General features: G+C 69.0%; 26 protein-coding genes and 1 tRNA gene. 11 read left to right on the top strand and 16 right to left on the bottom strand.

Annotated features, from left to right (window positions below; all coding sequences use genetic code 11):
- The first annotated feature begins 13 nt into the window (after nucleotides 1-13).
- Both ELQ94_RS12010 and ELQ94_RS12005 read left to right on the top strand, forming a co-directional pair.
- Nucleotides 14-1,885, top strand: a complete 1,872-nt coding sequence (locus tag ELQ94_RS12010) for a helicase-associated domain-containing protein (RefSeq protein ID WP_127050600.1) — start codon at nucleotides 14-16, stop codon at nucleotides 1,883-1,885.
- Nucleotides 1,886-2,016: 131 nt separating this feature from the next.
- Nucleotides 2,017-3,660 carry a DNA repair helicase XPB gene (locus ELQ94_RS12005; RefSeq protein ID WP_127050599.1) on the top strand — a complete coding sequence of 548 codons (1,644 nt, stop codon included), beginning with the start codon at nucleotides 2,017-2,019 and terminating at the stop codon, nucleotides 3,658-3,660.
- Nucleotides 3,661-3,724: 64 nt separating this feature from the next.
- Here the strand turns inward: ELQ94_RS12005 and ELQ94_RS12000 are convergent, their stop codons facing one another.
- Nucleotides 3,725-4,489, bottom strand: coding sequence for a pyrimidine reductase family protein (locus ELQ94_RS12000; RefSeq protein ID WP_127050598.1), 765 nt, complete (start codon nucleotides 4,487-4,489; stop codon nucleotides 3,725-3,727).
- Nucleotides 4,482-5,411: a dihydropteroate synthase gene (gene folP, locus ELQ94_RS11995; protein WP_127050597.1), complete on the bottom strand. Its 930-nt coding sequence runs from the start codon at nucleotides 5,409-5,411 to the stop codon at nucleotides 4,482-4,484. Before folP ends, ELQ94_RS12000 begins: the two co-directional genes overlap by 8 nt.
- Nucleotides 5,412-5,502: 91 nt before the next feature.
- Here folP and ELQ94_RS11990 point away from each other — a divergent pair, with 91 nt between their 5' ends.
- The 3 genes from ELQ94_RS11990 (at nucleotide 5,503) to ELQ94_RS11980 (ending at nucleotide 8,420) form a co-directional block, all read left to right on the top strand.
- Complete coding sequence (locus tag ELQ94_RS11990; protein ID WP_127050596.1) at nucleotides 5,503-6,198, top strand: response regulator transcription factor; 696 nt, start codon at nucleotides 5,503-5,505, stop codon at nucleotides 6,196-6,198.
- A gap of 14 nt (nucleotides 6,199-6,212) precedes the next feature.
- Nucleotides 6,213-7,982: a sensor histidine kinase gene (locus tag ELQ94_RS11985; RefSeq protein ID WP_127050595.1), complete on the top strand. Its 1,770-nt coding sequence runs from the start codon at nucleotides 6,213-6,215 to the stop codon at nucleotides 7,980-7,982.
- A 150-nt stretch (nucleotides 7,983-8,132) separates the two neighbouring features.
- The gene (locus tag ELQ94_RS11980) at nucleotides 8,133-8,420 is read left to right on the top strand and encodes a WXG100 family type VII secretion target (RefSeq protein ID WP_127050594.1); all 288 of its coding nucleotides are present in this window, start codon (nucleotides 8,133-8,135) and stop codon (nucleotides 8,418-8,420) included.
- Between the two features lie 97 nt (nucleotides 8,421-8,517).
- On the opposite strand, the gene groL is transcribed toward ELQ94_RS11980, so the two are convergent.
- The 4 genes from groL to ELQ94_RS11960 all read right to left on the bottom strand — a co-directional run bounded on the left by groL (nucleotide 8,518) and on the right by ELQ94_RS11960 (nucleotide 11,672).
- Nucleotides 8,518-10,137, bottom strand: a complete 1,620-nt coding sequence (gene groL / locus ELQ94_RS11975; RefSeq protein WP_127050593.1) for a chaperonin GroEL — start codon at nucleotides 10,135-10,137, stop codon at nucleotides 8,518-8,520.
- Nucleotides 10,138-10,334: 197 nt separating this feature from the next.
- Entirely contained in the window at nucleotides 10,335-10,538 is a 204-nt protein-coding gene (locus tag ELQ94_RS11970; RefSeq protein ID WP_127050592.1) for a cold-shock protein, read from the bottom strand.
- Nucleotides 10,539-10,742: 204 nt separating this feature from the next.
- Nucleotides 10,743-11,330: a LytR C-terminal domain-containing protein gene (locus tag ELQ94_RS11965; RefSeq protein WP_127050591.1), complete on the bottom strand. Its 588-nt coding sequence runs from the start codon at nucleotides 11,328-11,330 to the stop codon at nucleotides 10,743-10,745.
- A gap of 39 nt (nucleotides 11,331-11,369) precedes the next feature.
- Nucleotides 11,370-11,672, bottom strand: coding sequence for a DUF3263 domain-containing protein (locus tag ELQ94_RS11960; protein ID WP_127050590.1), 303 nt, complete (start codon nucleotides 11,670-11,672; stop codon nucleotides 11,370-11,372).
- 153 nt (nucleotides 11,673-11,825) lie between these two features.
- Here ELQ94_RS11960 and msrB point away from each other — a divergent pair, with 153 nt between their 5' ends.
- Both msrB and ELQ94_RS11950 read left to right on the top strand, forming a co-directional pair.
- Complete coding sequence (gene msrB / locus ELQ94_RS11955; RefSeq protein ID WP_127050589.1) at nucleotides 11,826-12,230, top strand: peptide-methionine (R)-S-oxide reductase MsrB; 405 nt, start codon at nucleotides 11,826-11,828, stop codon at nucleotides 12,228-12,230.
- Nucleotides 12,231-12,265: 35 nt separating this feature from the next.
- Complete coding sequence (locus ELQ94_RS11950; RefSeq protein ID WP_127050588.1) at nucleotides 12,266-12,805, top strand: nitroreductase family protein; 540 nt, start codon at nucleotides 12,266-12,268, stop codon at nucleotides 12,803-12,805.
- 47 nt (nucleotides 12,806-12,852) lie between these two features.
- Here the strand turns inward: ELQ94_RS11950 and ELQ94_RS11945 are convergent, their stop codons facing one another.
- From ELQ94_RS11945 to ELQ94_RS11930, 4 genes are all read right to left on the bottom strand, one after another.
- Complete coding sequence (locus ELQ94_RS11945; RefSeq protein WP_243696996.1) at nucleotides 12,853-13,788, bottom strand: DMT family transporter; 936 nt, start codon at nucleotides 13,786-13,788, stop codon at nucleotides 12,853-12,855.
- A 72-nt stretch (nucleotides 13,789-13,860) separates the two neighbouring features.
- Nucleotides 13,861-14,271 (bottom strand): arsenate reductase ArsC, encoded by a 411-nt coding sequence (locus ELQ94_RS11940; RefSeq protein WP_127050587.1) that lies wholly within the window; start codon nucleotides 14,269-14,271, stop codon nucleotides 13,861-13,863.
- A 61-nt stretch (nucleotides 14,272-14,332) separates the two neighbouring features.
- Nucleotides 14,333-14,408: transfer RNA gene (locus ELQ94_RS11935), tRNA-Thr, on the bottom strand.
- A 45-nt stretch (nucleotides 14,409-14,453) separates the two neighbouring features.
- Nucleotides 14,454-15,374: a DsbA family protein gene (locus ELQ94_RS11930; RefSeq protein ID WP_127050586.1), complete on the bottom strand. Its 921-nt coding sequence runs from the start codon at nucleotides 15,372-15,374 to the stop codon at nucleotides 14,454-14,456.
- A 304-nt stretch (nucleotides 15,375-15,678) separates the two neighbouring features.
- On the opposite strand from ELQ94_RS11930, the gene ELQ94_RS11925 reads away from it, so the two are divergent.
- Entirely contained in the window at nucleotides 15,679-16,779 is a 1,101-nt protein-coding gene (locus ELQ94_RS11925) for an ABC transporter ATP-binding protein (protein ID WP_127050585.1), read from the top strand.
- Between the two features lie 92 nt (nucleotides 16,780-16,871).
- Nucleotides 16,872-18,167 (top strand): DUF4032 domain-containing protein, encoded by a 1,296-nt coding sequence (locus ELQ94_RS11920; protein WP_127050584.1) that lies wholly within the window; start codon nucleotides 16,872-16,874, stop codon nucleotides 18,165-18,167.
- An 85-nt stretch (nucleotides 18,168-18,252) separates the two neighbouring features.
- Here ELQ94_RS11920 and rlmB read toward each other — a convergent pair whose 3' ends face one another.
- From rlmB to ELQ94_RS11900, 4 genes are all read right to left on the bottom strand, one after another.
- Complete coding sequence (rlmB, locus tag ELQ94_RS11915; RefSeq protein ID WP_127050583.1) at nucleotides 18,253-19,278, bottom strand: 23S rRNA (guanosine(2251)-2'-O)-methyltransferase RlmB; 1,026 nt, start codon at nucleotides 19,276-19,278, stop codon at nucleotides 18,253-18,255.
- Nucleotides 19,265-20,689 (bottom strand): cysteine--tRNA ligase, encoded by a 1,425-nt coding sequence (cysS, locus tag ELQ94_RS11910; RefSeq protein WP_127050582.1) that lies wholly within the window; start codon nucleotides 20,687-20,689, stop codon nucleotides 19,265-19,267. The genes rlmB and cysS overlap by 14 nt, the downstream gene beginning before the upstream one ends.
- 9 nt (nucleotides 20,690-20,698) lie before the next feature.
- The gene (gene ispD, locus ELQ94_RS11905) at nucleotides 20,699-21,877 is read right to left on the bottom strand and encodes a 2-C-methyl-D-erythritol 4-phosphate cytidylyltransferase (protein ID WP_127050581.1); all 1,179 of its coding nucleotides are present in this window, start codon (nucleotides 21,875-21,877) and stop codon (nucleotides 20,699-20,701) included.
- Nucleotides 21,878-22,045: 168 nt separating this feature from the next.
- A complete protein-coding gene (locus ELQ94_RS11900) occupies nucleotides 22,046-22,528 on the bottom strand; it encodes a CarD family transcriptional regulator (RefSeq protein ID WP_106561850.1) in 483 nt (160 codons plus the stop codon).
- A 161-nt stretch (nucleotides 22,529-22,689) separates the two neighbouring features.
- Here ELQ94_RS11900 and ELQ94_RS11895 point away from each other — a divergent pair, with 161 nt between their 5' ends.
- Nucleotides 22,690-23,184, top strand: a complete 495-nt coding sequence (locus ELQ94_RS11895; protein WP_166404766.1) for a hypothetical protein — start codon at nucleotides 22,690-22,692, stop codon at nucleotides 23,182-23,184.
- A gap of 82 nt (nucleotides 23,185-23,266) precedes the next feature.
- On the opposite strand, the gene ELQ94_RS11890 is transcribed toward ELQ94_RS11895, so the two are convergent.
- Together ELQ94_RS11890 and ELQ94_RS11885 are read right to left on the bottom strand one after the other, a co-directional pair.
- Nucleotides 23,267-23,947, bottom strand: a complete 681-nt coding sequence (locus ELQ94_RS11890) for a response regulator transcription factor (RefSeq protein WP_127050579.1) — start codon at nucleotides 23,945-23,947, stop codon at nucleotides 23,267-23,269.
- Nucleotides 23,944-25,113, bottom strand: a complete 1,170-nt coding sequence (locus tag ELQ94_RS11885; protein WP_127050578.1) for a sensor histidine kinase — start codon at nucleotides 25,111-25,113, stop codon at nucleotides 23,944-23,946. Before ELQ94_RS11885 ends, ELQ94_RS11890 begins: the two co-directional genes overlap by 4 nt.
- Before the next feature lie 186 nt (nucleotides 25,114-25,299).
- Here ELQ94_RS11885 and phoU point away from each other — a divergent pair, with 186 nt between their 5' ends.
- Nucleotides 25,300-25,971 (top strand): phosphate signaling complex protein PhoU, encoded by a 672-nt coding sequence (gene phoU, locus ELQ94_RS11880; protein WP_127050577.1) that lies wholly within the window; start codon nucleotides 25,300-25,302, stop codon nucleotides 25,969-25,971.
- Nucleotides 25,972-26,061: the final 90 nt, after the last annotated feature.

Genomic DNA, 26,061 nt, shown 5'->3' with positions numbered 1-26,061 from the left:
TGAGCAGGCCAGAGTGACCGACACTCTCGCGCTCGCGGGCGCGCTCCGGACGTGGGACGAGGACCGCCTGCGCGCCCTCGTCACGCTCCGCCAGGTCCCCGACGACGCCGCCGTCGACGACCTCTTCGACCTCGCCGAGTACCTCCTCGACCGAGCGCGGCTCGAGGCCGTCGTCCGGCGACTCGATCGCCGCGTCCTCATCGTCCTGGCGGCGGCAGCCGAGCTGAACCGTCCCTTCGCCCTCGAGGAGCTCGTCGCCCTCGTCTCCCGGCACGGTGGCGACACCGCCGGATGGGACGAGGAGGTGCTCACCGAAGCCCGGTCCACGGCCATCGCGTCGGCACTCCTGCTCGACGAGGACCTCGACGTGCCGATCGCAGCGGTGGGCGCGGCACTCGCGGCCGTCGTTCCGCCCCTCGCCCTCGCCTCCCTCCTCCGGGAGGACCGCCCACGCACGCTCGCCGCGGCGGACGATCCGACGGCCGTCGCCGCGATCTCCGCCGAACGCGCCTTCCTCGCATCGGCGCGCACAGGTGACCTGCTCGACGCCCTCCTCCGCCACCCGGCCCGCGAACTCGGACGAGGCGGGCTCTCGCTCCCCGACGCCCGGAACCTCTCGACGATCATCGGGACGGACGTCGAGGCCGTCGGACCGCTCATGGAGCTCGCCTCCGCCGCGCGCCTGGTCTCGCTCGAGGACCGATCCTGGCTCGTCACCACGGTGGGACTCGACTGGCTGGGGCTGCGGATCGCTGACCGCTGGCGCGTCCTCGCGGATTCCTGGCGATCGGGGATCTCGCCCGAGATCCTGTCCATCATGAGTTCGACCCGCCACGGTCATCTCGGCGACCGGCTCGAGGCCTTCGCCCGATGGTGGTTCCCCGCGGGCGGCGACTGGCTCACAGGACGCATCGATCAGCTCGCCGCGCGCTCCGACATCCTCGGCCTCACGGTCGACGGCGCGTGGAGTCCGTCGGCCGTCGCCCTCCTCACCGATGGTGTCGACGCTGCGTCAGAGACCCTCGCACCGTCCCTGCCCGAGGAGGTCGACAAGGTCTACATCCAGAACGACCTCACGATCATCGCGCCGGGGCCTCTCCTCCCCGAGCTCGATCGCACGCTGCGCGGCCTCGCGGACCTGGAGTCGCGGTCCCACGCCTCGACCTACCGGGTGTCGCCGGCGAGCGTCGGCCGTGCGCTCTCGCACGGCACGAACCGCGAGGCGATCCTCGACTTCCTCCGTGGCATCTCCCTCACGGGCCTCCCCCAGCCCGTCGAGTACGTGGTCTCCGAGGCCGCCGCACGTCACGGGCTGATCCGGGTGGGACCGTTCTCGCGGCACGACGGTTCGAACGCCGCGTCGTCATCGACCATCCGATCGACGGACCAGGACTACCTCGACGCGATCCGCGTCGACCAGTCGCTCGCGCCTCTGGCCCTCTCCCCCTCGACGCGATCGGACGGGCGGGGCGGCCTCGAGAGCCGGTTCGCGCCCGATGTCGTCTTCTGGGCGCTGCAGGGCGCTCGCTATCCGGTCGCCGCGGAGACGGCGGAGGGGACGATCGTCCAACTCGCCCGCGAACACCTCGCGGGCGGCACGGAACCCGCTCGGTCGAACTCCGACGCCCTCGTCCGTCGTCTCGTGGAATCCACGGGCGAGGACGGAGAGGCGACGGATGCCGCGTGGCTCGCCCGCCAACTGGACGAGGCCGTGAAGCGGCGGAGCACCATCACGATCGTCGTGAACTTCCCCGACGGCCTCGAGCGCGAGTTCACCATCGAGGCGACCGGCCTGTCCGGTGGCCGTCTCCGCGGCCGCGACGCGAACGCCGACGTCGAACGCACCGTGCCCGTGCGGAGCATCGCCTCAGTCCGACCCGCCTGAGCCTGGTCCCGCGCCGACCTCCGCTCTGCCGCGACCCACGCGAGCGACCGTGCTCTCGGACGCGCGCAACCCCCGACCGCTCAGGCACCCCGTGCACCCGACGGCTCCCGGCCCGAATAGAATTGACCCTTATGTCAGACGGACCTCTCATCGTCCAAAGCGACCGCACGGTGCTGCTCGAAGTGGCGCACCCACTCGCTGAGGATGTGCGCCACGAACTCGCGATCTTCGCCGAGCTCGAGCGCGCGCCCGAGCACGTGCACACGTACCGGATCACCCGTCTCGGGCTCTGGAACGCGCGCGCGGCGGGCCACGAGGCCGACGGCATGATCGCGACCCTCGAGCGTTTCTCAAAGTTCCCCCTGCCGCAGAGCGTCGTCATCGACATACAGGACACGGTGTCGCGGTACGGCCGGCTCGTCATCGAACGCGACGACGAGAAGCGACTCGTCCTCCGGTCGACCGACGAGGCGGTGCTCGCCGAGGTATCGCGGGCCAAGCGCATCGCTCCCCTGCTGATCGGCCACCCCACGCCGGACACGTTCCTCGTCGAGGCGTGGGCCCGGGGTCAGCTCAAGCAGGAGCTCGTGAAGCTCGGCTGGCCGGCCGAGGACCTCGCGGGTTACACGCCGGGCACGCCCCACCCCATCGACCTCGCCGAGGACGGCTGGGGCATGCGCGACTACCAGTCCAAGGCGGTGTCGAGCTTCTTCGACGGCGGCTCCGGGGTCGTCGTGCTCCCCTGCGGCGCGGGCAAGACCATCGTCGGCGCCGGCGCAATGGCCACGGCCGCGACGACGACGCTGATCCTCGTCACCAATACCGTGTCTGCCCGCCAATGGCGCGACGAGCTCTTGCGGCGCACGAGCCTCACCGCCGAGGAGATCGGCGAGTACTCCGGCGAGTCGAAGGAGGTCAAGCCCGTCACGATCGCGACGTACCAGATCCTCACGGCCAAGCGGAAGGGCGAGTACGCGCACCTGGCGCTCCTCGACGCCCTCGACTGGGGCCTCGTCATCTACGACGAGGTGCATCTGCTGCCCGCCCCCGTCTTCAAGCTCACCGCGGAGCTGCAGGCGCGTCGGCGCCTGGGACTCACCGCCACCCTGGTGCGCGAGGACGGCCGGGAGGGCGACGTCTTCAGCCTCATCGGCCCGAAGCGGTTCGACGCCCCGTGGAAGGAGATCGAGGCGCAGGGCTACATCTCGCCGGCCACCTGCTACGAGGTGCGGGTCGACCTGCCCTCCGGCGAGCGCATGACCTATGCAGCCTCGGCCGACGACGAGCGCTACCGCCTCGCCGCCACGGCCCCCGTCAAGCTCGGCGTCGTCCGGCAGCTCATCGAACGGCACGCCGGCGAGCGCATCCTCGTGATCGGCCAGTACCTCGACCAGATCGACGAGATCGCCCAGTCCCTCGGCGCACCGAGCATCACGGGTTCGACGCCCATCGACGAGCGCGAGCGGCTGTACCAGGCGTTCCGCGTGGGCGAGGAGAAGGTGCTCGTGGTCTCCAAGGTGGCCAACTTCTCGGTAGACCTCCCCGAAGCGACCGTGGCCATCCAGGTGTCCGGGTCGTTCGGGTCGCGTCAGGAGGAGGCTCAGCGCCTCGGCCGGCTCCTCCGACCGAAGGAGTCCGGTCTGCCCGCGAACTTCTACACGCTCGTGGCCCGCGACACCGTCGACCAGGACTTCGCCCAGAACCGCCAGCGCTTCCTCGCCGAGCAGGGCTACAGCTACACGATCCTGGACGCGGACTCCCTCGCCGCCGCTTGACTCTCCCCCCGGAAATTCCGCTGTCGACCCGTTTTTTCGAGCACCCGCGGGATTTCCAGGGGGGTCAGCGGGTGTAGCGGAGGAGGAGGGTGTCGTCGGCGCGCACGATGTGGGCGAGCGACAGACCCACCGGACTCTCCGGCACGCGGCCGTGCGCGATCCGGCCGGCGTCGCCTCCCGCGAGCAATGGGCTCACCGTCAGGCACAGGTCATCGACGGCACCGTCGGCGATGAACGCACCGAAGAGCGCGGGTCCACCCTCCGAGTGGATCCGTGGCATGCCCTCGAGAGCGAGGACCTCCCGGACTTCCGTCCCGTCGACGGCCTCGTCTCCACACGCGTAGACGTCCGCGACGCGTGAGAGCGCCGCGACGCGATCGCGGTCGGCGGAGCGGGTCGTGATCACGACGGGACGCACGGGCGCCTCCGTGAAGATGCGGTGGTCGGGATCCAGATCGAGCGACCTCGAGACGATCCCGAAGCGCGGCTGGGCGGCGAACCCCGCGCCCTCCCGGAGGGCGGAGTGGTGGTCGTCGACCCTCAACGCCCCGTATCCCTCGGCGCGGACGGTCCCGGCCGCGACCACCACGACGTCGCACGGCACACGGAGGAGATCGAAGACGCGATGGTCGGCATCCGAACCGAGTCCGCCGCTCAGGCCGTCGACCGTGACGGCGCCGTCGACGCTCGCCACGAAGTTCATGCGCACCCAGGAGGACCCGTCCGTCGGCACTGATTCCTCGTACCAGGCGAGGACGTCGAGGTCCCCCGTGTCGCTGCCCGCGCCACCCGCGCGCGCCCAGACCCGATCGAGCGGCGCGTCAGTCATTGATCTCACCCATGTTGTGTCGGAGCTCCTCGGGTTCTCGCAGCCCGAGGATCGTCTCGGCCATCCGCACCGCCGCCACCGACTCCTTGACGTTGTGCATGCGGACGATCCGGGCGCCCTGCGCGATGCACAGCACCATGGCCGCGAGTGACCCCTCGAGACGCTCGGGCTTCGGCGCACCGATGCTCTCCCCTACGAAGTCCTTGTTGGACACCGCGACGAGGGTCGGCAGCCCGATGCCGACGATCTCCCCGAGGCGCCGCGTCAGCTCGAGGCTGTGCAGCGTGTTCTTGTTGAGGTCGTGGCCCGGGTCGATCACGAGCCGCTCCTCGGGGATGCCACCGTCGAGCGCCCGCGACACCCGTTCCTCGAGGAAGCCGGCCACGTCCCGCACGACGTCCGCGTATTCGGGTCGCGGGTAGACGGTGCGCGGTGCGGCGAGGCTGTGCGTCAGGACGAGGGTCGCATCGCTGTCCGCCACCACCGGGACGAGGTCGGGGTGGTGCAGTCCCGTCGTGTCGTTGATCACATCGGCACCCGCGTCGATGCACGCTCGCGCGACCGCAGGGAGGAACGTGTCGACCGAGATGACGACCTCGGATCGTCTCCTCACGGCCTCGACGACGGGGAGCACGCGTTCGAGCTCCTGCTCGGCGGTCAGCGCCGCCCCTGGCGCGAAGGGCACTCCGCCGATGTCGACCCAGTCGGCCCCCTCCGAGACGGCGCGTTCGCAGGCCGCGACGGCAGCGTCGAGACCGAACGTCCTGCCCTGGTCGTAGAAGGAATCGGGCGTGCGGTTCACGACCGCCATGACCGCCACCTCCCGCGCGAAGTCGAAGGAACGGGCACCGATGCGGCGTCGAGGGCTGCGGATCTCCAACCCCTCCGTGAGTGAGACGAGTGGCGGAAGGGAGGTGGTCATGTGGCCATTCTGACCGACGCGTCGCACGACCGGCTGTGAGCCGCGAGTGGCATTCAGGAATGCTTCAGGGAACACGCAGATACTAGGTTCCATGACCGGCCCCCGCATCCTGATCGTCGACGACGAGCCCAACATCCGCGACCTCCTCACCACGAGCCTGCGCTTCGCCGGCTTCGCCGTCCGGGCCGTCGGAAACGGCGCCCAGACCATCTCCGCCGTCCTCGAGGAGGAGCCGGACCTCATCATCCTCGACGTCATGCTCCCCGACATGAACGGCTTCGGGGTCACGAAGCGACTGCGTTCGGCCGGCTACACGGCCCCGATCCTCTTCCTCACGGCGAAGGACGACACCGAGGACAAGATCACCGGCCTCACCGTCGGTGGCGACGACTATGTCACGAAGCCCTTCAGCCTCGACGAGATCGTCGCTCGCATCAAGGCGATCCTCCGCCGCACGATGCAAGCGGACGAGGACGCCGTGATCCGCGCGGGGGAGCTCACGATGGACCAGGACACCCACGAGGTTCTCGTCGGCTCCACCCCGGTGGAACTCAGCCCCACCGAGTTCAAGCTCCTGCGCTACCTCATGCTCAACCCGAACCGCGTCCTCAGCAAGGCTCAGATCCTCGATCACGTCTGGGAGTACGACTTCAACGGCGACGCGGGCATCGTCGAGAGCTACATCTCGTACCTCCGCCGCAAGCTCGACCAGTTCTCCGACGAGCCGCTCATCCAGACCAAGCGCGGCTTCGGATACATGCTGAAGACCGCCGCGGCGAAGCCCTGACCACCGGCGTTCCCGTGGAGGAGTCGACCCCGAAGCGGGAATCATGGCGGGCGTTCGTCGAGCGCACCGGTGAATGGTGGAACGGGATCTCCCTGCGCACGAAGATCACGGGTGTGACGGTCCTGGTCCTCACGTTCGGCCTGCTCATCGCGGGCACGGGCACGATGGCGATCCTGAAACAGGCTCTCGTCTACCAGGTCGACACTCAGGTGAGCGCGATGTCCGAGAGCAAGGTGCGTGCCTACCTCGAGGGCGATGCGAGTGCCTTCGCCATGCAGTCGCAGAACGAGCTCTTCATGGCGCTCTACGGCCAGGACGGTGCCCTCGTCGATCAGTCGTGGTCGTCGGACGATGCGCTCGCCCCCCGAGTGAGCGAGAACATCGACTTCTCCAAATACCTCGCGGAGGTCGGCAATCCGAACCCCTTCATCACGCACAGCGAGACCGGGGGAACCGAATTCCGGGGCCGGTTCGTGTCCGTCTCGACCGCGGGGTGCGACTCCTGCTACCTCGTCTACGTCGCGGCGTCGATGCGCAACACGGACACGATCGTCGCGACCTACCTCACGATCTTCTTCGGCCTCGGTCTCGGCGTCATCGTCCTCGGCGCGCTCCTCACCCGCATCCTCGTGACCAACACGTTCCTCCCCCTGCGCGAGGTGGAGCACACCGCCGCCCGCATCGCGGACGGCGACTTCAGCCAACGATTGTCGGGCGCGACCCCCAACACCGAGGTCGGCCGGCTCAACCGGTCACTCAACACCATGCTCGCGCGCATCGACCGCGCCTTCCGCGACCGCGCGCGCGCCAACGAGCAGATGCGACGGTTCGTCGGCGATGCGAGCCACGAGCTGCGCACTCCGCTCGTGACCGTGCGAGGCTACGCGGAGCTCTATCGGATGGGAGCCCTCCAGACCTCCGATGACGTCGCCCAGGCGATGGAGCGCATCGAGAAGGAGGCGATCCGCATGGGTGGACTCGTCGAGGACCTGCTCGAGCTCGCGCGCCTCGACGAGACCAAGCCGATGCGGCTCGAGCGTGTCGATCTCAGCCCGATCGCGCGCGACGCCGTCATGGACGCCCGCGCCGCCTCCCCCGCTCGAGACGTGCGGGTCGTCGTGGACACTCCGCCACCCCGCGTCTCCCCTCTGACGCGTCCCGAGGACGTCCCGGTGCAGGCACCACCGCTTCCGGCGATCGTGCGGTCACGGACCGGAACATCGACGGCGACCGGACCGATGGCCCTCGCCGCCGGTACGCTCGCGCGACTCCGCTCCCGTCGGCCGCGGAAGAACGGAGACGAGGAGCAGCCGACGCTCACCTTCGATCCGATCGCGCACACCGTCTCGCCCGAGCTGTCCGTGCCCGCGGTGGTCTTCGCCGAGGAGAACAAGCTGCGTCAGGTCATTGCGAACCTCATGGGCAACGCTCTGCGATTCACGCCGTCCGACTCTCCGCTCGAGGTCGGAGTCTCGGCCGATGCGCTGACCGGTCGCGCGACCATCTCGGTGATCGACCACGGTGAGGGGATCCCTCCCCAGATCCGCGACAAGATCTTCCAGCGCTTCTGGCGGGCCGACAGCTCGCGCACGCGGGAGACCGGTGGCAGCGGACTCGGACTCTCGATCGTCTCCTCCATCGTCGCTGCACACCAGGGCACCGTCACCGTCGTGGAGACCCCTGGCGGAGGCGCGACCTTCCGCGTCGAGCTCCCCCTCGCGGCCCCGGCGGACGACCAGGCGCCCTCGACGGCCGATGGCGCCGAGCCGGTCTCCGGCGCCTGAGCACGTCTCCGCGGCGCCGTCCGCACGTCGTCCACAAGGACGGCTCACCCGGAGTTCCGCACATCCTGCCGCTCCGCCGTCGCCGCGCGATCGCATCCGACCTACCGTTCTGGAGCACGCACACGGCGTGCAGTGACGGACGGAGTGGACATGACGAGATTCCAGGTCGACAGCGAGGCGGCGGCCGGTGCCGCGAGTACGATGCGATCGACGGTCGACCGCGTGCGGACGGAGTGCGCCGCCCTCCACGCGCAGTTGACCGAGCTGCAGGGGTCGTGGACCGGCTCGGCATCGGCCGCGTTCCAGGGGGTCGTGGCCGAATGGCGCTCCACCCAGCAGCGGGTGGAGGAGTCGCTCACGAGCATCAACACCGCGCTCGACCGCACGGTGCAGAGCTACGTGGACGTGGAGCAGCAGAACGCGGCCCTCTTCCGCTGAGGCACCGGGCTGGCGGCGGCACCGCCGCCTGCCGCACGCGAAACGGCGGGGCGCCTCCCGAAGGAGACGCCCCGCCGTCGCGGTGCTACGGGTCGGACTAGAAGTCCATGCCACCCGTGGGGTCGGCCGGCATCGGAGCGGACTTCTCCGGCTTGTCGGCGACGACGGCCTCGGTCGTGAGGAAGAGGCCGGCGATCGACGCGGCGTTGACCAGCGCGGAGCGCGTGACCTTCACCGGGTCGTTGATGCCCGTGGCGAGCATGTCGACGTACTCACCGGTCGCGGCGTTGAGGCCGTGTCCGACGGGGAGCTCGCGCACCTTGGCGGCGACGACACCCGGCTCGAGACCAGCGTTGAGCGCGATCTGCTTGAGCGGCGCCTCGATGGCGACCTTGACGATGTTCGCACCGGTCGCCTCGTCACCCGTGAGGTGGAGGCTCTCGAACGCGGTCTTGCCCGCCTGGATGAGCGCGACGCCACCACCGGCGACGATGCCCTCTTCGACGGCTGCCTTCGCGTTGCGGACGGCGTCCTCGATGCGGTGCTTGCGCTCCTTGAGTTCGACCTCCGTCGCGGCTCCGGCCTTGATGACGGCGACGCCACCGGCGAGCTTCGCGAGGCGCTCCTGGAGCTTCTCGCGGTCGTAGTCGCTGTCGGTGTTCTCGATCTCCTTGCGGATCTGGGCCACGCGGCCGTCGATCTGCTCCTTGGTGCCCGCACCGTCGACGATGGTCGTCTCGTCCTTGGTGATGACGACCTTGCGTGCACGGCCGAGCAGGTCGAGCGTGACGTTCTCGAGCTTGAGGCCGACCTCTTCCGAGATGACCTGTCCGCCGGAGAGGATCGCGATGTCCTGCAGCTGCGCCTTGCGACGGTCTCCGAAGCCGGGGGCCTTGACGGCGACCGACTTGAAGATGCCACGGATCTTGTTGAGGACGAGGGTCGCGAGAGCCTCGCCGTCGACGTCCTCGGCGATGATGAGGAGCGGCTTGCCCGAATCGATGACGAGCCCGGCGATCGCCTGGATGTCCTTGATGTTCGAGATCTTCGAGTTGACGATGAGGATGTACGCGTCCTCGAACACCGTCTCCTGGCGGTCAGTGTCCGTGACGAAGTACGCCGACAGGTAGCCCTTGTCGAAGCGCATGCCCTCGGTCAGCTCGAGCTCGGTGCCGAAGGTGTTCGACTCCTCGACGGTGACGACACCCTCCTTGCCGACCTTGTCGATCGCGTCGGCGATGATCTCACCGATCTGCGTGTCGGCGGCCGAGATGGCGGCGGTGGCCGCGATCTCCTCGCGGGTCTCGATCTCCTTGGCGGACGAGAGGAGCTCGGCGCTGACGGCGGCGACGGCCTTCTCGATGCCCTTCTTCAGGCTGATCGGGTCGGCGCCGGCTGCGACGTTGCGCAGGCCTTCGCGGACGAGAGCCTGAGCGAGGACGACGGACGTGGTCGTGCCGTCACCGGCGACGTCGTCGGTCTTCTTGGCGACCTCCTTGACGAGCTCCGCACCGATCTTCTCGAACGGGTCGTCGAGCTCGATCTCCTTGGCGATGGACACACCGTCGTTCGTGATCGTGGGGGCTCCCCACTTCTTCTCGAGGACAACGTTGCGGCCGCGCGGGCCGAGGGTGACCTTGACGGCGTCGGCGAGCTGGTTGAGGCCGCGCTCGAGACCGCGGCGGGCCTCTTCGTCGAAAGCAATGATCTTTGCCATGTGGTTTTTCGTCCCTCCCGGACGTTGAGAACGTTTTTTAGCACTCCGCTAGCGGGAGTGCTAACACCGATTCTGGCACTCTCCTTCGTCGAGTGCAAGCCGCGTCCCGGGGGGAGGATCGGGCGCTGACGGCACGATACGACGAACGCCGCCGACCGAGGTCGACGGCGTTCGTCGTATCGCTGATCCTCCGGTGTCTACGCCAGGCGGACCGACTCGGCCTGAGGACCTTTCGAGCCCGTCCCGACCTCGAAGACGACCTGCTGGCCCTCCTCGAGGGCCTTGTAGCCGCTCATGTCGATCGCGGAGTAGTGGACGAACACGTCCTGCCCTCCGTCGTCAACGGTGATGAAGCCGTAGCCCTTCTCAGCGTTGAACCACTTCACGGTTCCGTTCGCCATGCCTACTCCCATGTTGCTGTGTCTCTCGGTGCTCGGCTCTTGCCGCTACCGGGCCCGCCGCATCCGCGAGCGCAGCATGCGCGACCACTTCCAGATCGTAGCCACGCCAGGGGGCCGCGGACATGGCCGAGGGGAAATGGTTACAGAGGCTCCTCACCCCGGAAACACGCGGGAAACACAGCGGCCGGACGAGGGCCGCTCGACTCAGCCGGCGGGCGGGACGTAGTCGTCGCCGAGCACGACGACGAGCTGCAGGATCGGCTCCTCACCCTCAGCGGCGTCGATCGCGAAATCGTCGGACAGGGTGATGGCGCCGACGCCGAGCGACTCGGCGAGACCCCGGGCTGCACCCTCCTGGGACGCGTCCTGGTAGTAGACGATCGTCGTCGCCACGTCCGTCTGGTCGGCATTGCTCACCGCGATGTTCTGCGACCAGCCGTCGGCGGCCAGCTGCTCGACGGCATCGGCGGCGAGGCCGGCCGTCTCCGTGCCGTTGAGCACGGTCACGAGCGCCGCGGGGTCGACGACGGCGGGCGAGGGCTCCGCCGTCGCGGAGGGCGACGCGGCCTGCGACTCCTCCTGCTGCGGGAAGACGGCGTCGAGGTCGAGCCGGTCCGTGATGAGCTGGAGTCCCACGATGCCGACGATGACGAGCACGACGGTCGCCGCCGCAGCCCAGGCGAACGCGATCCAGCCTCGTCCTCGTCGCTCGGGGGCTCGATGGGCACCGACGCGCACCGGCTCCGTCGGACTCTTCGCATCGAAACGGTCGCGGGGATGGCTGCGGGTCATTGCGGTGGTGGCGTCTTCCGGTTCTTCGTCGTCGAAGCGTCAGCTCGACGACTGGGGGGTGGAGCGTGCGGCTCGGGCCGCCGATCGAGCATCCCGCATGCGCTGCAGTCTCTTGACCAGCATCGGGTCGTAGACGAGCGCCTCGCGACGATCGAGGAGGGCACCGAGCACCTGATAATACCGGGCGGCCGACAGGGAGAATTCTGAGCGGATCGCGTCCTCCTTCGCACCGGCGTGTTTCCACCACTGGCGCTCGAAGTCGAGGATCGCCCGTTCGCGGGCATCGAGGGGGCGTGCATCGCGGGAGCCGTCCGTCCCTCCGGTGGTCTCACTCGCTGCCATGTCGCCCCTCCTCTCGCGCACATCCTAATCACGCAACGTGTCGCGCACGTTTCGTGGTGCGGCCCGTCGTGGACTGCGCCTCACAACGCACAGAGGGGAACAACCCGGGACGCGTGCGGTTGAATGGAGGAGGACACCGATGGAAGGACACGCATGTCGCACGAAGTGAAGAAGAGCGATTCCGAGTGGCGCGAAGAGTTGAGCCCCGAGCAGTACGCGGTACTCCGCGAGTCCGCCACCGAACGCCCGTGGACGGGTGAGCTCCTCGACGAGGCGCGCGCCGGCCTCTATACGTGTGCGGCCTGCGGCGCCGAGCTCTTCAAGAGCGGCACGAAGTTCGATTCCGGTTGCGGATGGCCGAGCTTCTACGAGTCGGTCGACCCCGAGGCCGTGACGCTCATCGAGGATTCCTCCCTCGGCATGGTCCGCACGGAGGTCCGTTGCGCGACGTGCGACTCGCACCTGGGACACGTGTTCGACGACGGCTTCGGGACTCCGACGGGCGACCGGTACTGCATGAACTCGCTCGCGCTCGGCTTCACGCCGGCCGCCGAGTGACGTCGACCGACGGTGCCGCTCGAGCAGAGCGGGCCGTGACCTTCGAGACCGTCCTCGACGCGGTCGCCTCGCGACGGTCGTGGTCGAGCGTCACCTCGGAGGCGCCGACCCATGACGAGCTCGCGCGCATCGTCGCCGCCGCCGGCCGTGTCGCGGACCACAGTTCGCTGCGCCCGTGGCGCATCGTCGCCCTCCGCGGCGACGCACGTCGGCGTCTCGGTAAGGCGATCGCGAAGGCCTCGAAAGACCGCAAGCCGTCCGACAAGCCCCTCAAGGCTCCCCTCGTCCTCGCCGTGGTGGTCAGCGCGAAGAAGTCGCACAAGGTACCGCGGTGGGAACAGGAGGCGGTCGCGTCCGGTGTCGCCCACACGATGAGCCTGCTACTCGATGCAGCCGGCTGGGGCGTCTTCTGGCGCACCGGCTGGTACACGCGCCACAAGGCCATGCGTAAGGCCCATGGCCTCGAGAAGAACGAGGAGCTCATGGGCTGGCTCTACGTCGGCGGCGTGCCCGAGGGCAGACGCCGCGGATCGCGCCGTGTGGTCGACGCCGAGCGGTTCCTCACCGAACTCTGACCGGGTCGAACTCCGCTCGGGTGCTCGCCGTTCGGACGAGCAGCCTCTCAGCGCCGGATGCTCGCGATGGCCACGGCGACGAGAGCGAGACCGGCGCCGGCGACGGTCGTCCAGTGCAGACCGCCGGCGCCGGGGACGAAGACGTCGAGGAGGACGGCCCCCACGAGCTGGCCGGCGACCGTGCCGAGCCCGAGTACGAGCAGCCCCGTGTGGGACACGAGGAAAGCGGAGACTCCGATGAAGACGCACCCGATCGCACCTCCGATGTAGAGCACCGGGTCGCTCGGGAACGGTGAGGGCGGCCCGGCCACCGCGACGTGCACCGCCGTCGCGACGAGCAGGACGACCGTTCCGATCGCGAAGTTGATGAAGGTCGCGGTCAGCGAGCTTCCCGCGAGCTGACGGACACGGCCGTTCACGGCCTGCTGCCATCCGATCCCGATCCCCCCGAGCAAGGGCATGAGGAGCAGCAGCAGCGGCTTGTCGCCGCCGAACTCGGTCGACACGGCCCAGGCGACGGCCACGAGAGCGAGCGCCGACCCGAGCACACGCATGGTCTGGAAGGGCACGACACCGTGAGGGCCGAAGCCGATCCGGTCGAGCACGAGCGAGGACACCGTCTGGCCCGCGACGATCGCGACGGTGAAGAGGGCGACCCCGAGAGCTGCGGCCGCGATCCCCTGGGACAGGACGAGGAAGGCCCCGGCTCCGCCACCCGCGACCGTCCACCACGGCACGCTCCGGTCCCTCAGCCCCTCGATCACACGGCCGAGACCGCGACGCCCGGGCCGGGAGAAGGCCATGACGGCGATCAGGATCACGAGCCCGGAGCCGAACGACACCGCGGCGGCCGCGAATCCGTCGTCGATCGCGACGCCGAGCGCGCCGTTGATCCGAGCCTGGACCGCCACGAAGGTACCCGCGATGATCGCCATGACGAGACCCAACCACTGCGGGAAGGCCCGCTTCACACCCTCAGTCACACGAACCGCCCGATCGTCTCCGTCACGCACAAACCCGGCGAGTCTACTCCCGCGGCTACAGCACAGGTCCCGCTAGGACGCGTCGGGGACGAGTTCACCCAGCAGGCGTTCCACGCGCGATCGGATGTCGTCGCGGATGGCACGGACCTCGTCGATCGGGCGGCCCTTGGGGTCGTCGAGCTCCCAGTCCTCGTACCGCTTGCCCGGGAAGATCGGGCAGGCGTCGCCGCACCCCATCGTGATGACGGCATCGGCCGCCCTGACCTGCTCGGTCGTCATGAGCTGCGGTACGGCCTGGGAGATGTCGATGCCCTCCTCCGCCATGACCGCGATGGCCGTCGGGTTCAGGGAGTCCCCCGGCTCGGACCCGCCGGATCGCACCTCGACGGCCCCGCCGGAGAGAGCACTCATGTAACCGGCGGCCATCTGGGACCGACCCGCATTGTGCACGCAGACGAACAGGACGATGGGAGTATCGCTCATCGATCGGGTGTCCTCTCGATTCCCTCGCCTGGTCGCGAGCGGTCTTCACGGGGTAAAGATGTGGAGCCGACTGCGGGACTCGAACCCGCAACCTACGCTTTACAAGAGCGTTGCGCTACCAATTGCGCCAAGTCGGCCGACGAGCACCTATCCTAACCATTCGGCGGCGGGCGCTCGACCGATCAGCCGTTCGCGGGGGCGGTGTCCGTCGGCGTGGGGGTCGGTGTCGGAGTCGACGTCGAGTAGGTCTCACTCGAGGCCTGCAGGACGAACGCTCGGAACTCCTCGGTGTCGGTGAGCGAGCCGCTGTACTGCCGACCATTCACGAGGATCGTCGGAGTGCCCTCGACGTTCGTCACCTTCGATCCGGGCAGCGGGCCCTCCTTGGCACGATCGGTGGCCGATTGGATGAAGCCCGAGAAGTCCTGGTCGGTGATGCAGTCGGCGACCCCGCCGGCGCCCGCCGTGTCGGCCATGTCGATGAGCTGCTCGTCGGAGAGCCCGGCGGTCCCCTCGGCCGGCTGGTCCGCGAAGAGAGCGGAGTTGAACGCCCAGAAGCTGTCGGGCGCCGAGTCGGCCACGCACGCGGCCGCGTTCGCGGAGCGGAGCGAGTACTGGGTGCCGGCGGACCGGCCGGTGAGGATCGCGATCGGGTGGATCTCCACGGTCGCCGCTCCGGATTCGATCAGCGATTCCATCTGCTCGCCGTTCGCGCGCTCGAAGTCGCCGCAGTAGGGGCAGAGGTAGTCCTGATACACGCGGATCTGCGCGACGGCCGGATCCTCGGCGGTCGGCACGGGATCGGAGCCCGCGGCGAGGGCCTCCGTCGGGACGGCCGAGAGACCCTGCCCGATCACGATGCCGTCGCTCGCCATGTTCGCCGGGCCGTTCGACGCGGGACGGATCGACGACACCACGACGACGGCGACGATCGCGACGACCGCGAGCACGGCGACGATGATGCCTCCCTGGATCAGGAATCGGTTCCGCAGTTCCTTGCGTCGCTGGGCGGTGCGGAGCTGCTTCGCCTTCTCCCTCGCCGCCTCGCGGCGGTCGTTCTTGGAGACGGGCGTTTCGGGACCGGCAGGCTGTCCGGTTGTCATGGATCCTCGCTTTTGACGTCGTACAGGGCTCGGTACGTCACCCGGGGGCGCGACGTACCTCCCGATAGTAGGCCCGCCTCCTGAGCGTCGGCCACGCCGTGGCTGGACGAACGGTGCATCGGAGACGCGGGCGACCGGAGCATCGCGCCCCCCGTTCACGGGAGTCGTGGCATACTGGGAAGGCGTGACGACGTCGTCGCGTGCGTCGCCGCGTCGACGGCCTCCGTCAGGAGTCCTCGCAGGTCGCGCTTCCATTCACTCGGATCGTCCGGCACGTACCTGCCGGTGAAGGAGAAGACAGAACATGTCATCAGTCACATTCGACAACGCCACGCGTCTGTACCCGGGCGGCACCCGCCCCGCGGTCGACAAGCTCAACCTCGACGTCGCGGACGGCGAATTCCTCGTGCTCGTCGGCCCCTCCGGCTGTGGCAAGTCGACGTCCCTGCGGATGCTCGCCGGCCTCGAAGAGGTCAACGACGGTCGCATCCTCATCGGCGACCGCGACGTCACGGACGTCCCGCCGAAGGACCGCGACATCGCGATGGTGTTCCAGAACTACGCGCTCTACCCGCACATGACCGTCGCCGAGAACATGGGCTTCGCGCTCAAGATCGCCGGTGTCGGCAAGGAGGAGCGCGCGACGCGCGTGCTCGAGGCCGCCAAGCTCCTCGACCTGGAAGAGTACCTCACGCGGAAGCCGAAGGCTCTCTCGGGTGGTCAGCGTCAGCGTGTCGCCATGGGTCGCGCGATCGTGCGTCAGCCGCAGGTGTTCCTCATGGACGAGCCCCTGTCGAACCTCGACGCCAAGCTCCGCGTGCAGACGCGTACGCAGATCGCATCGCTCCAGCGTCGACTCGGCGTCACGACCGTCTACGTCACGCACGACCAGACCGAGGCGCTCACCATGGGTGACCGCATCGCCGTGCTGAAGGACGGCCTCCTCCAGCAGGTCGGCACCCCGCGCGACCTGTACGAGGCACCGCAGAACGTCTTCGTCGCCGGGTTCATCGGCTCCCCCGCCATGAACCTCCTCACGGCAGACCTCGCCGAGGGCGGCGTGAAGTTCGGCGCGAGCGTCGTCCCCGTCGACCGCGACATCCTCAGCACCGCCTCCGGCAAGCAGGTCACCGTCGGTGTGCGCCCCGAGGACATCGTCGTCTCGACCGACCCGGGTGCGGGCCTCGAGGTCGTCGTCGACCTCGTCGAGGAGCTCGGCGCCGACGGCTACCTCTACGGCCACTCGGACGTGGACGGCAAGCGCACCGACATCGTCGCCCGCGTCGATGGTCGCCTCCACCCCTCCATCGGTGACACCGTGCACCTCGTCCCGGCTCCGAACCACATCCACGCGTTCGACGTCGAGTCGGGCCTGCGCCTGAACAAGGCCATCGCCAGCGTCTGACGCTCGATGCTCTGACCACCGACGACGCCGGTCGGCGCGGCTTCTGCCCGCCGGCCGGCGTTCTCTCTTTCCCGAAACGAAATGGCGACACCATGAGCGCGTCCCTCAGCATCACGTCGGCGACCGTCGACCCGGCCCTCCTCGACCTCCCCTGGCACCTGCCGCTGGACGAGTGGCCGAGCGAGACGATCGCGTCGCTGCCCAAGGGCATCTCGCGACACCTCGTGCGATTCGCGTACCTGTCCGGCTACGTGATCGCGGTCAAGGAGACAACGACCGAGATGGCCAGGGGCGAGTACGACATGCTGCGGACGCTCCAGCGACTCGACATCCCGTGCGTGGACCCCCTCGCCGTCGTGGCCGGGCGGTTGAACGACGACGGGGACGACCTCGCGAGCGTACTGGTCACACGCCACCTCAAGTTCTCCCTCCCCTACCGCGCCCTGTTCTCGCAGATGCTCCGGCCCGACACGGCGACGCGACTCGTCGACGCCCTCGCCGTCCTGCTCGTCCGGCTGCACATCGTCGGCTTCTTCTGGGGCGACGTCTCGCTCTCGAACACGCTCTTCCGTCGCGACGCCGGTTCGTTCGCCGCCTACCTCGTCGATGCGGAGACCGGAAAGCTCTTCGACGGCGGCCTCTCGAACGGCCAGCGGGAGAACGACCTCGAGATCGCCCGCGTGAACATCGCAGGCGAGCTCATGGACCTCCAGGCGGGCGGGCGGGTCGAGGACGAACTCGATCCCGTCGAGGTGTCGAACGGCATCGTCGCGTCGTACCGATCGCTCTGGAAGGAGCTGACCGGGTCCGAGTCGTTCGCATCGAGCGAGCGGTGGCGCATCAATCAGCGGGTGCAGCGCCTCAACGAGCTCGGATTCGACATCGAGGAGCTGGCGATCCGTACGGACGCCGGTGGAACCACGGTCCGCATCCAGCCGAAGGTCGTCGACGCTGGGCACCACCAGCGCCGCCTCATCCGGCTCACGGGGCTCGACACGGGCGAGAACCAGGCGCGGCGCCTCCTCAACGATCTCGACTCGTACTCCGCGACGCATGCGCGGGAGGGGCAGGACGTCGACGAAGAGCAAATGGCGCACGAGTGGCTCATCCGCGTCTTCGAGCCGGTCGTCACCTCGATCCCCCGCGACCTCCGCGGCAAGCTCGAGCCCGCCGAGGTCTTCCATCAGCTGCTCGAGCACCGCTGGTTCATGTCCCAGAGGGAGGAGCGCGACGTGCCGCTCGCCGAGGCGCAGACCGCCTACGTCAACGACGTGCTGCGGCACCGCCGGGACGAGGCCACCGTCATCAACCCGCCGACCGAATCGATCGCCGTCCCCGTGGACGACGACGACTCCGCGGAGGACGTCGACTGGCGCGAGCGCGTCTGACCCGCGCGGGCACCGTAATACATCGAAAGCACCCGAGTACTCGGGTGCTTTCGAAGGATCACGGTGCCTACGCAGGTGGGAGGTGCTACTTCTTCGCGGCCCGAGCGCGCGACGTCGAGATCTCGTAGAGCGTGACAGACGCCGCGATACCGGCGTTGAGCGACTCGGTGTCGGCACCGATCGGGATCGAAACGATCGCGTCGCACGTCTCCGTCACGAGGCGCGAGAGTCCCTTGCCCTCGCTGCCGACCACGACGACGAGCGGGCGGTCGGCGAGGTCGAGACCCGGCAGGTCGACGTCCCCTCCCCCGTCGAGACCGATCACGAAGACCCCGGCCTCCTTGTACGCCTTGAGCGTCTGGGTGAGGTTCGTCGCCATCGCGACGGGAACCCGGGCGGCCGCGCCGGCGGAGGTCCGCCACGCCGCGGCCGTGACGCCGACGGAACGGCGCTGGGGAACGATGACGCCGTGTCCGCCGAACGCCGCCGTCGACCGGATGATCGCTCCGAGGTTGCGCGGGTCGGTGATCCCGTCGAGGGCGACGAACAGCGGCGTCTGGCCGGCGTCGACGACTTTCTCGAGGAGATCGACCGGGTGCGCGTACTCGTACGCGGGCACCTTGAGGGCGACGCCCTGGTGGACGCCGTCGTGTCCGGCCAGGCGGTCGAGTTCCGGCCGCATGACCTCCATGATCGGGATGCCCCGCTTCGTGGCGATCTGCAGGATCTCCTTGACCCGGTCGTCCGTCTCGATGCGCATCGCGATGTGCAGCGCCGAGGCCGGGATCCGCGCGCGGAGCGCCTCGACGACGGCGTTCCGACCGGTCACGATCTCGACGTCGTCCTGGTTGCGCGCCTTCCGCTGCTGGTCCTGGCGGCGGCTCTGCGTGGCGCTCGCGGCGCCACGAGGCGCTGAGCCTCCCCGACCGCGCGCCTGGTCGAGCCGGTCCTGCGCGAGCTTGCGCTTGCCGGCGGGGTGGTACGGCCGGTCCTCCGCCTTCGGCGTCGGCTTCTTGCCCTCGAGGGCCTGCCGTCCGTTGCCGCCGGTGCCCTTGAGAGGGCCCTTCTTCGTCTTCCGCACAGCACCTGCGCGGTTCTTACCTACTGCCATCGATGCTCCAGTGTGTGCCTGACGGGGTGTCTTCGATCGTGATGCCGACGGCGGAGAGATCGTTGCGGATCCGGTCCGATGTGGCGAAGTCTTTATTGCTTCGTGCGACCCTACGCTCTTCGACGAGTCTCAGCACGAGCGCGTCGAGAGCGGCCGCCGTCGCATCGCGTCCTCCGGCGGTGCGCCACTCGGCGGAGAGGGGGTCGATACCGAGCACCTCGGTCATCGCCCGCACCTGCGCCTCGGCGGTCGCGACGGCGTCCGGGTCGTCCGCATCCATAGCCTGGTTACCCGCCCGGATCGTGTCGTGCAGCACGGCGAGCGCCTGGGGCACTGCGAGATCGTCGTCGAGAGCCTCCGCGAACGCGGAGGGGACGACCGGCAGGACGCTCCCGGCGAATCGGGTGCCCACGAGCCGGCGCTCCGCCCGATCGAGGAAGCTCTCGATGCGGTCGATGGCGGCCTCGGCCTCGGCGAGGGCTCCATCGTGGAAGTCGATCGTCGACCGGTAGTGCGCGGAGCCGAGCGCGTAGCGCACGGCGATCGGTCGCGCGGACTCCAGGAGGTCGGCGGCGAAGACGGAGTTGCCGAGCGACTTCGACATCTTCTGTCCGCCGACGTTCACGAGTCCGTTGTGCACCCAGTAGGACGCGAAGTCCAAGCCGGCTGCGGAGGACTGCGCCAGTTCGTTCTCGTGGTGGGGGAACCGCAGGTCGAGGCCCCCTCCGTGGATGTCGAACCGGTCGCCGAGATACCGGCGGGACATGGCAGAGCACTCGATGTGCCAGCCCGGTCGACCGGCGCCCCACGGGCTCTCCCAGATCGCCGAGGCCGGTTCGCCGTCCTTCGCGCCCTTCCAGAGGGCGAAATCGTGCGGATCGCGCTTGCCGCGGGGATCGGCGTCGGTCGCGGCCTCCATCGCGTCCACACGCTGACGCGTGAGCTCGCCGTAGGAGGACCAGCTGCGCACGTCGAAATAGACGTCGCCGGAGGAGTCGGTGGCGGGGTAGGCGTGCCCGCGCTCGACGAGGAGCGCGATGATCTCGTGCATCTGCGGGATGCTCGCGGTGGCCCGCGGCTCGTACGTGGGGGGAAGTATCCCGAGGGCGTCGTATGCCGCGGTGAACTCCCGCTCCATCCGGTAGGCCAGGGCCCACCACTCCTCGGCGTCGCTCGCGTTCTGGAGAACCTTGTCGTCGATGTCGGTCACGTTGCGCACGAGGGTGACCGAGAGCCCGGAGGCGCTCATCCAGCGCCGGAGGATGTCGTAGACGAGGGCCGAGCGGAGGTGTCCGATGTGCGGCGACGACTGCACGGTGGGTCCGCACACGTACATCCCGACGCGGCCGGAGACGAGCGGGACGAACTCGCGTAGCGTCGCCGTGCGGGAGTCGTGGAGTCGGAGGGTCACCCGCCCAGCTTATTCGAGGAGCGCACCGGCCTGCGATCGCACGAGAGCCGTGGCGATCGCCGTGACCCCCTCGCCCCGCCCGGTGAAGCCGAGTCCGTCCGTCGTGGTGGCCGCGACGCTCACGGGGGCGCCCACGATCGCGGAGAGCTGTGCCTCGGCCTCCGCTCGGCGCGGAGAGAAGCGCGGGCTGTTGCCGATCAGCTGCACCGCCACATTGACGGGCACGAGACCTGCTGCGGCGAGCACCTCGACGGCACCGACGAGGAACACCTCCCCCGAGGCGCCGGCGAATCGAGGGTCGTCCGTCCCGAAGAGCGATCCGATGTCGCCGAGTCCCCCGGCGCTCAGGAGGGCGTCGACGATCGCGTGCGCCACGGCATCGCCGTCGCTGTGTCCGGCGAGGGCCGCGTGACCCGGCCACTCGAGCCCGGCCAGCCGCAGCGTCCCGATGTCCGAGAACGCGTGCACGTCGATCCCGACACCGGTCCGGAGGTCGGATCGCGACACGAGCAGCTCGGCGCGGCGCAGGTCCCACGGTGTCGTGATCTTGAACGCGCGCTCGTCCCCTGCGACGATTCGCACCGTGCCGCCGATCGCCGCGACCGTCGCGGCGTCGTCCGTGCGCTCGGCCCCGTCATCGGCGTAGGCGCGTTCGATGAGGTCCCGCGGGAACCCTTGCGGGGTCTGCACGGCGCGCAGCCGTTCCCGGTCGACGGTCGCGACGACCGCGTTGCGGTCGTCGATCTCCTTCACGGTGTCGACCACCGCGAGACCGGGCACGATCGCCTCCCCCGTCGATCGCACGGCGTCCGCGACGGATTCGAGTAGCGAGGTGGGGCACAGCGCGCGCGCCGCGTCGTGGACGAGGACCGAGCGGACCGAGGGGAGGAGCGCGTCAAGGCCCGCGCGCACCGATCGCGTCCGGGACGTTCCCCCCGGGACGACGTGGAGGAGTCCGGATGCGATGCCCGCGACGCGCTCAGCGAGAGACCGAGTCTCCTCGACGGCCGACGGCGGGGCGACCACGACGACCTGCGCGGGCGCGCGCATCGCGAACACGCTCGTCAATGCGCGCTCGAGGATCGTCACGCCGCCCAGGGGCACGAGGGCTTTGGGGCGACCTGCGAGCAGGCGGGTTCCGTCCCCGGCAGCGACGACGATGACCGCGAGGGTGGGATCGACACTCATACCCCGACAGTACGACAACCCGCGGCTCGGTCGGCGTCGACCGATCGGACCTCGGGATCACGCCCTGAGACGACGATCGCCCGCCGGTCGGCCGGCGGGCGATGATCGTTCGGATATCCGTCTCGGGCGACGAGCCTCGCGGAGAGGCCCGCCCGGAACACGGAGTCGTCAGGAGGCGAGGACCTCGTCGAGAACGGTCGAGGCCTTCTCTTCGTCGGTCTTCTCGGCGAGGGCGAGCTCGGACACGAGGATCTGACGGGCCTTCGCGAGCATGCGCTTCTCGCCGGCGGAGAGACCGCGGTCCTGATCGCGGCGCCAGAGGTCGCGCACGACCTCGCTCACCTTGATGACGTCTCCGGAAGCGAGCTTCTCGAGATTCGCCTTGTAACGCCGAGACCAGTTCGTGGGCTCCTCGGTGAACGGCGCGCGCAGGACGTCGAACACACGCTCGAGGCCCTCCTTGCCGATCACGTCGCGAACACCGACGAGGTCGACGTTTTCGGCGGGGACCTCGATCACGAGATCACCCTGGGTGACATGGAGCTTCAAGTAGAGCTTCTCTTCACCTTTGATGATCCGAGTCTTGACTTCCGCGATCGTCGCGGCTCCGTGGTGGGGGTAAACGACAGTTTCGCCAACCTCAAAAAGCATGGAATAGTATCCCTTCAGCGTCTCCCAGGATACCACAGGCCCCTCGGGGTGAGGTCCGCCTTACCAGCGCTCCCCCGCGCGAACGCTAGGCTATGACTGAACCGAACCGGCAGCAGGACGGGCATCACCCCCGGCTGCGCCCCGTCCGCTGGAGGCACCCCGTGAGAACCCGCGCCCGCGTCATCGCGTCGATCGTCATGGCGGCCACCGTCGCCCTCGGTACGACGTCGTGCAACCTGCTCGCCCCGCAGGCGACCCTCAAGAAGTACGACCCGAGCGACGGCGTCAGTGCGACGGTCGGCGATGTGGCCGTCCGAAACGCGATCGTGTTCGCCGACGGCGAGGACACCGGCTTCCTGCTCGCGACCGTGATCAACACGGGTTCCGCCCCGCACTCCGTCTCGATCCAGGTGGGCTCGGGCGACGACCGACAGGACTTCACCCTCACGGTGGCCGGCGGTTCGACCACCACCTACAGCGCCGGCGACGCACAGCGCCTCGAGCTCGACCCGCTGCAGGAGCCGGCCGGCGCCGTCATCCCGGTCTTCGTGCAGTACGGCCAGGAGGAGGGTGTCGAGATCGACGTCCCCGTGCTCGAGCAGGACACATTCGCCGAATACGCGACACTCACGCCCACCCCGGCACCGTCGGAGTGATCCCTCCCCTCACCGTGGGGTGTGAGAACGGTGATGGTGCGCGTCTCGACGCGCACCGTCACCGTTTTCATACCCCGGAAGGTCAGGGCTCGAAGCGATAGCCGAGGCCGCGCACCGTCACGAGCATCACGGGATCGGACGGCTTCTCCTCGATGCGCGAACGGATCCGCTTGATGTGCACGTCGAGGGTCTTCGTGTCGCCGAAGTAGTCGCTCCCCCAGACCCGGTCGATGAGCTGCCCGCGCGTCAGCACGCGACCGGCGTTGCGGAGCAGGAGCTCGAGGAGCTCGAACTCCTTGAGCGGCATGGACACCTCGGCACCGCGCACGGTGACGGTGTGACGGTCCACGTCCATCTGGACCGTTCCGGCCTCGAGGACCGATTCCGCCTCATCGATGTCCGGCCCGCGTCGACGCAGGACGGCGCGCACGCGCGCGAGGAGCTCGCGCGTCGAATACGGCTTCGTGACGTAGTCGTCGGCACCGAGCTCGAGCCCCACCACGATGTCCACCTCGGAGTCCTTCGCCGTCAGCATGATGATCGGCACGGACGAGACCGCACGGATCTGGCGGCAGACCTCGGTGCCGGGGATACCCGGCAGCATGAGGTCGAGGAGGACGAGGTCCGCCCCGTTCGCGACGAACTCATCGACGGCCGTCGGTCCGTCCGCGGCGACCCGGACCTCGTATCCCTCCCGACCGAGCAGGTAGGCGAGCGGTTCGCTCAACGATTCTTCGTCCTCGACGAGCAGAATGCTTGTCATCGCGACACCTTTCTCTTGGATCGTCCGCTGGACGATGTGGGCTCCTGGGCGGCTTGGGGAAGCCGGATGGTGAAGGTCGAGCCCCGGCCGAGCTGCGACCAGACCTTGACCTCGCCTCCGTGATTCTGCACGGTGTGCTTGACGATCGACAGGCCGAGTCCCGTGCCGCCGGTGCGACGGGAGCGGGCGTCGTCGACGCGGAAGAACCGCTCGAAGACGCGCTCCTTGTCCTCGTCGGCGATCCCGATCCCCTGGTCGGTCACCGCGATCTCGACGGCGCCGTCCGTCGCCCGCGCGCCGACGCCGACGCGTCCGCCCGGCGAGGAGTAGGCGATGGCGTTCGTCACGAGGTTGTGGACGGCGACGGTGAGCAGCGCTTCGTCGCCGAACACCGCGAGACCCTTGCCCCCGGCGCCGACGAGCTCGACCCCGGCGGATTCGGCCACGACCCGGCTCTGATCGATCGCGGCGGCGACGATGTGGTCGACGTGGATCAACTCCGGGCGGGCGAGGGCGTCGGCGGCCTGCAGGCGCGACAGCTCGATGATCTCGGCCGTGATCTTCGCGAGACGCGCGGCCTCTGCCGTCATCTTCGTCGCGAAGCGACGCACCTGCTCCGGGTCGTCGGCCGCGGTCTGCAGCGCCTCGGCCAGCAGGCCGACGGCGCCGATCGGGGTCTTGAGTTCGTGACTGATGTTCGCGATGAAATCCCGCCGGACCTCGTCGAGCCGCTTGGACTCGGTGATGTCCTCGGCGAGAACGAGGATGAAGCGCGTGCCGAGTCGTGCCGCACGGACCCGGACCATGGCGTTCGACTCGCCGAATCGCCCCCGACCGAGATCGAGCTCGACGACCGCTCGCTCCCCCGTGGAGCGTACGGACACCGCCAGGCGATCGATCTCCTCATGGACGAGCACCCCGCCTCTCACGAGTCCCATGGCGACCGCACCCGGCGAGGCCTTCACGACGTTCGCCGACGGGTCGAGGACGATACCGGCGCTCTCGAGCGCGTCGAGGATCTGGTCGACCCCGTCGGGGACCTTCGGCGACGCGACGTTCGCGACGCGCTCGCTCCGGCGGAACGCCAGGTAGACGAAGCTCGAGAACGCTGCGCCCATGAGAGCTCCGAGAGCTACGGCGGCGAGCACCACCCAGGGGGACTGCATGAGACTAGATTAGAGGTACGCCGACGAGCCGCTCGGACCGGGGCCCCCGGAATTGCGAGCGCCGTCGTGCAGTGTTCATCGTTGCTGCACCGTTCGTTAACCTTCCGACGGCAGGCTTGATGAGACGGCCAGCTGCCGACGGGTGGACGTCGGCGCCCGCACCCGAACGAGAGAGTGACCCCTTTAATGCGCGAAGTGTTCCAGCAGGAGCTGCACGAAGTCCAGCACCGCCTCGTCGAGATCGCCGAACTCGTCGCCATCTCGATCGAGGGCGCGGTCCATGCCTTCAACGAGTCCGACGTCGCTCGGGCCGAGGAGGTCATCGAGAACGACAACCGCATCGACGGCCTCACGGTCGAGCTCGACGAGCTCGCCATCACGATCCTCGCGCGCCAGCAGCCCGTGGCCCGAGACCTGCGGATCGTCGTGAGTGCGCTGCGCATCAGCGCCTCGCTCGAGCGCATGGGAGACATGGCCGAGCACATCGCCCAGCTCGCCCGCTCCCGCTTCCCCGAGCGCGCCGTCCCGAAGGGGCTCCGCTCGACCTTCGCCGAGATGGGCCGACTCGACGTCGAGATCTCGCGCAAGCTCGCCGAGCTCCTCCGTACGGAGGACATGGAGCTGGCCGAGCAGATCCGCGACGAGGACGACGTCATCGACGACCTGCACCTGCGGGTCTTCGACAAGGTCCTCGGCGAGACCTGGAAGGGCGAGACGGCCGCGACCGTCGACGCAACGCTCGCGTCGCGCTACCACGAGCGGTTCGCCGACCACGCGGTCTCGATCTCCAAGAAGGTCCAGTACCTCGCCACCGGCGACTGGAGCGCGGAGAGCGTCACCCCGCTCCCGATGGCCTGATCCCGCAACACCGGAACCCGCAACGCGAAAGTGCGGGCTTTCGTCCCCTCCCCGATCGGGAGAGGGACGAAAGCCCGCACTTCTGCTTGG

It is taken from the genome of Labedella endophytica (genome assembly GCF_003990045.1).
In the GTDB taxonomy this organism is placed as follows: domain Bacteria; phylum Actinomycetota; class Actinomycetes; order Actinomycetales; family Microbacteriaceae; genus Labedella; species Labedella endophytica.
Note: the sequence above shows the minus strand (reverse complement) of the source record. Positions and strands in the feature narration are given on the sequence as shown.

Bases quoted from the DNA above. Each gene is read 5' to 3' on its own strand.
- ELQ94_RS12005 (WP_127050599.1), top strand. From the start codon at position 2,017: ATGTCAGACGGACCTCTCATCGTCCAAAGCGACCGCACGGTGCTGCTC.
- ELQ94_RS12000 (WP_127050598.1), bottom strand. From the start codon at position 4,489: ATGACTGACGCGCCGCTCGATCGGGTCTGGGCGCGCGCGGGTGGCGCG.
- folP (WP_127050597.1), bottom strand. From the start codon at position 5,411: ATGACCACCTCCCTTCCGCCACTCGTCTCACTCACGGAGGGGTTGGAG.
- ELQ94_RS11990 (WP_127050596.1), top strand. From the start codon at position 5,503: ATGACCGGCCCCCGCATCCTGATCGTCGACGACGAGCCCAACATCCGC.
- ELQ94_RS11980 (WP_127050594.1), top strand. From the start codon at position 8,133: ATGACGAGATTCCAGGTCGACAGCGAGGCGGCGGCCGGTGCCGCGAGT.
- groL (WP_127050593.1), bottom strand. From the start codon at position 10,137: ATGGCAAAGATCATTGCTTTCGACGAAGAGGCCCGCCGCGGTCTCGAG.
- ELQ94_RS11970 (WP_127050592.1), bottom strand. From the start codon at position 10,538: ATGGCGAACGGAACCGTGAAGTGGTTCAACGCTGAGAAGGGCTACGGC.
- ELQ94_RS11965 (WP_127050591.1), bottom strand. From the start codon at position 11,330: ATGACCCGCAGCCATCCCCGCGACCGTTTCGATGCGAAGAGTCCGACG.
- ELQ94_RS11960 (WP_127050590.1), bottom strand. From the start codon at position 11,672: ATGGCAGCGAGTGAGACCACCGGAGGGACGGACGGCTCCCGCGATGCA.
- msrB (WP_127050589.1), top strand. From the start codon at position 11,826: ATGTCGCACGAAGTGAAGAAGAGCGATTCCGAGTGGCGCGAAGAGTTG.
- ELQ94_RS11940 (WP_127050587.1), bottom strand. From the start codon at position 14,271: ATGAGCGATACTCCCATCGTCCTGTTCGTCTGCGTGCACAATGCGGGT.
- ELQ94_RS11930 (WP_127050586.1), bottom strand. From the start codon at position 15,374: ATGACAACCGGACAGCCTGCCGGTCCCGAAACGCCCGTCTCCAAGAAC.
- ELQ94_RS11925 (WP_127050585.1), top strand. From the start codon at position 15,679: ATGTCATCAGTCACATTCGACAACGCCACGCGTCTGTACCCGGGCGGC.
- ELQ94_RS11920 (WP_127050584.1), top strand. From the start codon at position 16,872: ATGAGCGCGTCCCTCAGCATCACGTCGGCGACCGTCGACCCGGCCCTC.
- rlmB (WP_127050583.1), bottom strand. From the start codon at position 19,278: ATGGCAGTAGGTAAGAACCGCGCAGGTGCTGTGCGGAAGACGAAGAAG.
- ispD (WP_127050581.1), bottom strand. From the start codon at position 21,877: ATGAGTGTCGATCCCACCCTCGCGGTCATCGTCGTCGCTGCCGGGGAC.
- ELQ94_RS11900 (WP_106561850.1), bottom strand. From the start codon at position 22,528: ATGCTTTTTGAGGTTGGCGAAACTGTCGTTTACCCCCACCACGGAGCC.
- ELQ94_RS11890 (WP_127050579.1), bottom strand. From the start codon at position 23,947: ATGACAAGCATTCTGCTCGTCGAGGACGAAGAATCGTTGAGCGAACCG.
- ELQ94_RS11885 (WP_127050578.1), bottom strand. From the start codon at position 25,113: ATGCAGTCCCCCTGGGTGGTGCTCGCCGCCGTAGCTCTCGGAGCTCTC.
- phoU (WP_127050577.1), top strand. From the start codon at position 25,300: ATGCGCGAAGTGTTCCAGCAGGAGCTGCACGAAGTCCAGCACCGCCTC.